This is a genomic window from Timonella senegalensis JC301 (assembly GCF_000312125.1).
Lineage (GTDB): Bacteria > Actinomycetota > Actinomycetes > Actinomycetales > Cellulomonadaceae > Timonella > Timonella senegalensis.
This window is the reverse complement of the sequence record NZ_HE978641.1, coordinates 672,348-680,089: the sequence shown is the minus strand read 5'-3', so window position 1 is coordinate 680,089 and position 7,742 is coordinate 672,348. Positions and strand designations below refer to the sequence as shown.

Below are 7,742 nucleotides of genomic sequence, written 5' to 3'. Positions count from 1 at the left end.
GGCCCCAGCGCGCCCTTAGATCCCCGAGCCGCCTCCTGCACGAATCTGAATCAGCGTCAGGTCGACCAGAGGCGTCCCCACTCCGAGCTGGCGCCCACGCTCGGACATCGCGCCGAGGATGTGTTCGGCCTCCGCCGCATCCCCGGCCATGAGGTCCCGGTACAGCGACGACGTGAACTGCGACCCCTCCTCGAGCAGCATCCCCGTGGACATCGCGTGCGCCTGCTCGCTGACGGGATGGCCTGCTGCAGCAGCGACTCGTTCGGTCTCGGCGATCGCCGCCTCCATGGCCTCGCGCCCTCCGGCCGCGAGAATCGCGCCAATATTGGCACGGAACAGGCAGCAGATTACGCCCGCGGACGCGATGAACGCCCACTTCTCCCACAGCCGCGTCAGCATGTTGTCCGCCACCACTAACTTGAGGCCGTTAACGCTCAAATTATCGACGATCTTGCTATCGACCTCCGTCCCGTCCAGCGTCCCTATGGTCACGCTGGAAAGCGGGGTCATCTGCACCACGGTTGCAGAATCGTCGATTGTTGCAACGATCTTGGCCAACCCGCCCAGCACCTGACCGGGGTAGGCCGCCGACAGGCGGTCGATGTGGTTGAGGCCATTGAGGATCGGCAGGATGCGGGTGTTTGGGCCGACTGCGGGACGGATCGACTCGATCACGGCGGGCAGCGCCGGGGCCTTGACGGTGATGAGGATGAGGTCGAACGGCTCGGTGCCGGTTGCGATCGAGGTGATCGCGGTGACCGGGGTGGTGGACTCGCCTGAGGGGTCGCGGAATGTGAGGCCGTTGGCGGTGAGCTGGGCTAGGCGGCGCTCGCGGACTAGGAAAGTGATGTCCCTGCCGGCGTCGATGAGTCGCTTACCAAACGCGCCTCCGGTTGCGCCTGCGCCGACGATGAGTGTTCGCATGTGTGCTTCTACCTCGCTGTTCGTGTCCGGTGTGGGCTGGCCAGGGTTGGTCTCCCAGGTTGGGCGGCCCAGTGGGGCACCCGGAGCTTGGTTCTATCTTGCACCGATCGGGTTGGCGCGCGTTGTTCTTCCCAGAACTTGAACGTGAGGACCATCGTCCTACCAAGTTTCACGCCGCAAGGCCGGGGCTACCGGCGACGTGCAAACAATGCATCGAATCGTTTTGATTAGCCATTGTTTTGTCAGGAAAGAATGGGTCCGAGTGAACCAACGGTCCCATTCCCCAGGGCAGAGCTTCCCGTCTACATGTCAGGTGGTTTGCGCTGTACGTGGTCGAGGTGTGGAAAGTATCGTCTCGAATGCGAAATGTGCACGGCGTCACAATCTATATTGTGCCGGCCGTCACACATTGTGTATTGTTCGAGGTCAGGCCTTAAGAACGTTGAGATCTCGCGGTTCTCAAGCCTGCTGCCTGCCCGCCGCAACACGTTTAACTCAGTTTCCCGAGTCGCGCAAGAGTAATCGCTACCTAACTTCAAAGTTAGGTACCTAGGTGCCGAATCTAGGTATGGGGTGAAAACCTTTCCAAGTGGAAACGCATTTCCCCATGTAATTCAAGGTGTCAGAAAAACTAGGTATACCTAATTCCGCTCAATGGGGAGCGGAATGTGGGGACAAAGGTCCGTAGCGCACTGTAGATTCTCTTCCGGACAGCGTTTTGGGCCACGGATAGATGCCCTTTTGTCCCGGAGGAAACCGCCCCTCCGTACCCGCCGATCTGCAGTTGTCTCTGGGCTCCTGTGTTCCGCGGACGCACAAAGTGAACTGAAGGAGCTGTGGTGTTCTCGCTAACCAAGCGTGCCCCAAAAATCACGATTGCCAGTATTGCGCTTGCGCTCGTCGTTGGTAGTTCGACGGCTGTAGCTGCGCCAATGCCTTCCGCTGAGTTGCCTGGTGCAACCTCGCCCGGCGCAACCTTGCTGGGCGCATCCGGAGAGGCGGGCCTTCGCGCGATCTCCCGAGCGCCACTAGCGACTCCGGCTTCTGCAACCCAAGGACTTGCCGTCCTCCCTATGGCTGTTACCCCTGACCCGGCTCTGGACATCCAGGACCCCGTGCAGGTGTTTGCTGAGAACTTTGAGAATGGTTGGGGAAGTACTCCTACCAAGACCAAGAAGCTTGAGTCCTACGTTGGTGCGAACGGGACTACCTACACACCAACTTCGGGTACTCGCTGGGGCGATATCACCCAGTGCAACGGTGTTGTGTTGAACTACAACTCGAGTTCCATCAGCGATTTCACTCCTGCTGGCGGGAACCAGGTAGCGTGCAACCTTCGCGAGCAAGGCCGGCAGGTTCAGGACACCAGCGGTCAGGCAGCGAACGTCCGACGCATGGCAGACGTGCTCGGGCAGCTTTATGTGACCTCCGGCGGCACCGGATCCGGCACTAAGTCGAGCCCTTGGAACCGTTCGAACAGCGCAACCAAGTCGAATCACGCCGTCACAGCATTCACGTACGATGCCGAGACGCGCGGCTCCCAGATCTTTGAGTCGAATGTACTTCCATCAACCTCAACGACCCCACGTTTCTACACTGCGTCCATCGACGTGGCCGAACTTTCCTGCGACTACAACAACCGCAGGGCAAACTCGAGGCTGAGGTTTGCTCTCAAGATGGCTAACGGGACCGTTGTTCCGCTGTCTGCCGTGGACGCGAGCAACAACCCGATCCAGATCATGGCCTGCCGCGATAACGCGGTGAAGTACTACACCTCGCCTGAGGTCTATCAAGGCTGGGCCAATGGTGGTTCCTGGGTTGCAGCCGGAACGTATTACTCGTCCAAGGCACAGCTGATCACGTACAACGGCGCCAAGCTTCAGATGTACAACGACACCACCACGCACGATGGCAACGACTTTGCGTACGACAACATCCGCATTGTTGACGCGACCCCGAACCTGACCAAGTACTTTGGCCACGATGAAGTTGAGTATGACGAGACGTCCACGCTGACTTTCCGCGTGACCAACACGGGCGACCTGGCTGAGAAGACCCCGTGGTCGTTCAAGGACACCCTGCCAGATGGCCTCGAGGTTGTGGCCGGTTCACCAGCCACCTACAAGGCTGGTGACCGCAACAAGACCACGATTCCAAACGGCTGCTCCGCCTCGACCACTTTCACCACTGAGGGTGGCAAGAGCGTAGTCAACATCAACGGTGGAAAGCTGAACTCGGGCACCGCCTACTGCGACATCACCGTGAAGGTGCAGGCCAAGCAGAACTGGACCGAGGACGCTCAGACCAAGACCTTTGAGAACTGCATTGTCCGCCAGGGTGGAACAGCGAACGTCTCCAACATCTCTGGCCTCGACGCCCGAGGCTGCGCAACCCTTAAGGTCTCGTCCAAGCCAAAGCTCTCGTCGGAGAAGACCTCCAACCCTGCCTCCGGCACTGAGGTGAAGCCGGGCGACACCGTCCAGTACACGTTCTCTGTGAAGAACTCGGGCTCGGCCAAGGGCGCAATTTCCTACACTGACTTCCTCGGGGATATCCTCGACGACGCTGCGATCACTGTGAACCCAGTGGTGACTGTCCGAAACGCCGCAGGAACCCAGGTAGCAGCAGGAAACATCGTTCTCAACACCTCGAACCCAGATAAGTTCGTGTTGACGGGCGATCTCAAGGCAAAGCACACCGCGACGGTGACGTACTCGGTCAAGGTTAATAACCCGTCCGCGGGAAACCTGAACCTCAAGAACGTGCTGACCACCAAGCCGACTCCTGAGTGCAAGGAAGCGGACGGTGACAAGTGCACCGAGAACCCTGTGAATGTTCCCACCACTGTGACCATCCGCAAGGCGCTCACCGACCAGAACGGCGAGATCCGCACGCCAGCTCCAGGCTGGACTGTGGGCCTGGCGGCTACGAGTTCCACGCTGGCTCCAACCCTGGCCACTCAGGTCACGGACAAGGATGGCAAGGCTACCTGGCTGGTCAACCACAATTCTGCAAACTCGCCAACTACGCTCACCATTGGTGAGATCCAGCAGCCCGGATACACGGCCTTTTCCTTGGCATGCTCGGTGAAGTCGCCTGCTGTCAAGGGCAAGAACTTCGGCGCACTTGCAGAGGACATGACCGCAGACCAGCCGCTCGCCGCTGCGGACGACACGAACACGGTGACCTTCCCCAAGATTGAAATGGTCTTCCCCGGATCCACAGTGGACTGCACCATTGTGAACAAGGGCAAGCCCGGCAGCGTCACGTGGAACAAGGTGAACAACCCAGAAAAGGGCGAGCCTGAGCTGCTCGGCGGTTCCGAGTGGACCCTGACCGGCCCAAGCCTCTCCCCAACTGAACCTGGTCCGTCTAAGACCGTCACCGACTGCAGCGGCACCCCCTGCCCAGCGGGCGGCGACCAGAACCCGGCCGCAGGAAAGTTTGAGCTCAAGGACCTGGCATGGGACGACTACACCCTGACGGAAACCAAGGCTCCAGCGGGCTACCAGATCGGTTCCACCGAACCAATCAAGTTCTCCGTTACGGGCATCAAGCTCGACGTTGACCTGAAGAACGTGGTCAACGAGCGCAAGTCCGGCTCTGCAGCCTGGACCAAGGTCGACGAGTCCGACCCAGCACAGCTCCTCGGCGGGTCCGAATGGACCCTGACGGACCCTGACGGGAATGAAACCACAATCGTCGACTGTCAGGAGGCCGCGGCAGCGGACTGCACTGGCGACGACAAGGACCCAGCGGCGGGCAAGTTCCTGCTGAAGGGGCTGGCGTGGGGCGAGTACACGCTGGTGGAGTCGAAGGCTCCGGCTGGCTACTCCCGCGATGACACCGAGCGCACGTTCGTGATTTCGGTGGAGAAGGGCGAGGCGAGCCTGACCCAGGAACTGGGCGAGATCACCAATGCCAAGCGTGACCCTCTCACCATCCCGCTCACGGGTGGGACCGGCACGTTCATCTTCCTCGGCGTGGGTGGCGCGGCGCTTGCCGCCGCAGCCGTGGCCGCGTTCATCCGCAGGAGGCGCTCACTATCTATTGCCTGATCGGTGCGCATAGCGCACCTGCTTAACCCCCAGATTTTCGACGATTCACTTCCGTTTGTCGGACACCGTCCGGCTGGCTTTGAAAGGGCCATACTTCATGCGTACTCGTACCTCCTCGCGGCGTTCCGCCGCAGCTCTGACCGCAGGCGCGCTGCTGCTGAGCTTTGCTGGAACCGTTGGCGTAGCCTCGGCTGCCAGCGCGAATGGCGAGACCCCCGCCCCCACCCTTGCGAACATCAACGAGTCGACTCCTCGTTCGCTGACCCTGCACAAGTACGAGGAATCGGCGTCTTCGCAGAAGAAGGGTTCGACCTCGGAGAAGACCGACCTGGGCCTGAAGCCACTCAAGGATGCTGGCTTCACCGTGTACAAGGTTGGCGGCATTGACCTCAAGGACTCGGCTGGCTGGGACAAGGCCAACGAGCTTGCTACCGCGCTGAACGGTGCTGGCGGCGGCGCGTGTGCGATTCCCGGATCCGTTTCTGGCGTAACGCTGGGCGCTGCTTCGACCGAACAGTTCACTGACGCGAACGGTGACACCACGTTTGCCGGCTTGGACTTTGCTGCCTACGTGGTCTGCGAGACCACGCTTCCTGCTGGCGTTGTGACCGGCTCGCTTCCTTTCCTGGTGACGCTGCCGTTGTCCGGAACCGGCTCGCAGGCTCCATGGATCTACGATGTTCACGCATACCCAAAGAACTCGTCCTCCTCGGTAACCAAGGACGTTCTGGCACCTAGCGGCATTCTTGCTGGCAGCACCGTGGACTTTGTGGTGAAGTCCGACATCCCAGTGGTGACGGCGCCCAAGGTGCTGAGCGAATACTCGCTGTCCGACACCGTTGACTCCCGCCTCACTGATGTCAAGGTTGTCTCGGTCAAGATCGATGGCTCGCCAGTTGTGTTCACCGACAACACTTCCGGCAACGCAGTGAAGATCGACTTTGTTGGCACCCAGCTTGGCGCAGTGAAGGCTGCTGGCGGCAAGCAGATTGAGGTTGTCATCAGCGCACAGGTGAACGGTGGGTCCGCGGAGGACCTCGGAATCATCCGTAACACCGCAAACGTAACGCTCACCGCAGGCGGCAAGACCACCACGATCCCGTCCAACGAGGTCACCACCAACTGGGGCGGTTTCACCCTCCTCAAGCACGTCACTGGCGACAAGTCCTCCACCCTTGCGGGTGCTGAGTTCTCCGTGTTCAAGGGCGTTAAGGGCGATGACGACACCTGCACCGCGGCAAAGGATGGCGCTGCCATCATCACTGGCCTGACCACCGCAGCTGACGGAACCGCATCGGTTCCTGCACTGTTCATTGGCAACACCACCCGGGACAACACCGGTGCCATCGTTGAGGCTGAGACTGTGGGCTGCTTCGTGCTCGAGGAGACCAAGGCTCCAGCTGGTTACGCACTGGACTCCACTCCTCAGGCGATTCAAGTTGAGGCAGACAGCAACGAGCTGGTTTACCAGAACATCGCATTTGCAAACCAGAAGAAGACCTCGGGCGAGCTCCCACTGACCGGTGCTGCCGGACAGGTTCTTCTGACCCTCGGTGGCGTTGCCGCCGTAGCAATTGCGGGTGGGCTCATGCTGGTTCGCCGCCGCAACCAGGCAGAGGCTCGCTGAGCGAGTTTCCACACTCCGAGGTGCTGAACTTGGCGGATTAGTTACCTCGGCAGTGCCACTACCGTGCAACCCCCTTGACCGGTAGAAGTGCACTCAGCAGGGTGGGGATAGGTTGATCCCCACCCTGCTTTCTGTTTTCCTAGGCACTATGGAGAGACCGTGACGTTGATTGATCAACCCGCTGCTGACGAGACTCGCACGCCCGAGATCGCCACGAAGGGCCGCCGGCCGTGGCGCCCGGGGCTGCTCACGTGGCTGGTTGCGCTCCTGGTCTTGGTGGCACTGGGAATGGTGCTCTATCCCAAGGCATCGTCTTGGCAGTCCCAGTACATCCAATCCAAACTGTTGAACTCGTACACGGTTGAGGTTGGGGACGCGGAGCCGTCCGCTGACGTCCAGCTCAAGCAGGCGTATGACTACAACTCGGCGCTGTCCGCCGGCGCCGTGCTGGAGGCCAACTCCAACAAGCCCACGGGTGACGGCACCGAGGCCGGGGTGTTCGACTACACCAAGATTTTGGCCGTGGATAAGTCCGGCCTGATGGCTCGCGTCAAGATTCCGGGGATCGGCGTAGATCTCCCGATCTATCACGGCACATCGGACGAGACCCTGCTGAGGGGCGCTGGCCACCTCGAAGGATCGTCTCTTCCTGTGGGCGGCGAGTCCACGCACTCGGTCATCACCGCGCACCGTGGCCTGGCTACCTCCACCATGTTCACCAACCTGGACAAGGTGGTGGAGGGTGACCGGTTCACGCTTGAGGTGTTTGGCGAGGTGCTGACGTACGAGGTGCGCGAGAAGATCGTGGTCGCCCCAGACGACACCGCGACCCTGGCCACCGTGGAAGGCAAGGACCTGGTCACCCTGGTGACCTGCACGCCTCTGGGCATCAACTCCCACCGCATCCTGGTGACGGGGGAACGGGTTACCCCGACCCCGATCAAGGATGTTCAGGATGCCGGCAAGGAGCCGACCATCCCGGGCTTCCCCTGGTGGGCAGTGATCCTCGGCGGGGGAGTTACCGCCGTGGGAGTGTTTGTGTGGCGCGCCGGCTACTCGGACGCGCGGGTGCGGGAGGCGCGAGCGGCTCGGGAGGCCGCGTAATCCAAAAGAATGCTGAAAGCCACCTGTTT

The 7,742-nt window shown here is 60.8% G+C and carries 4 protein-coding genes; 3 read left to right on the top strand and 1 reads right to left on the bottom strand.

What is annotated here, in order from left to right; translation table 11 throughout:
• Positions 1–15: 15 nt before the first annotated feature.
• Positions 16–924 (bottom strand): 2-dehydropantoate 2-reductase, encoded by a 909-nt coding sequence (locus tag HGSM_RS02880; protein ID WP_019147233.1) that lies wholly within the window; start codon positions 922–924, stop codon positions 16–18.
• A gap of 839 nt (positions 925–1,763) precedes the next feature.
• Here HGSM_RS02880 and HGSM_RS02875 point away from each other — a divergent pair.
• From HGSM_RS02875 to HGSM_RS02865, 3 genes are all read left to right on the top strand, one after another.
• Complete coding sequence (locus tag HGSM_RS02875) at positions 1,764–4,982, top strand: MSCRAMM family protein (protein WP_154646220.1); 3,219 nt, start codon at positions 1,764–1,766, stop codon at positions 4,980–4,982.
• Positions 4,983–5,079: 97 nt separating this feature from the next.
• Positions 5,080–6,609, top strand: coding sequence for a SpaH/EbpB family LPXTG-anchored major pilin (locus tag HGSM_RS02870; RefSeq protein ID WP_019147231.1), 1,530 nt, complete (start codon positions 5,080–5,082; stop codon positions 6,607–6,609).
• Between the two features lie 159 nt (positions 6,610–6,768).
• Entirely contained in the window at positions 6,769–7,713 is a 945-nt protein-coding gene (locus tag HGSM_RS02865) for a class C sortase (protein ID WP_019147230.1), read from the top strand.
• Positions 7,714–7,742 lie beyond the last annotated feature (29 nt).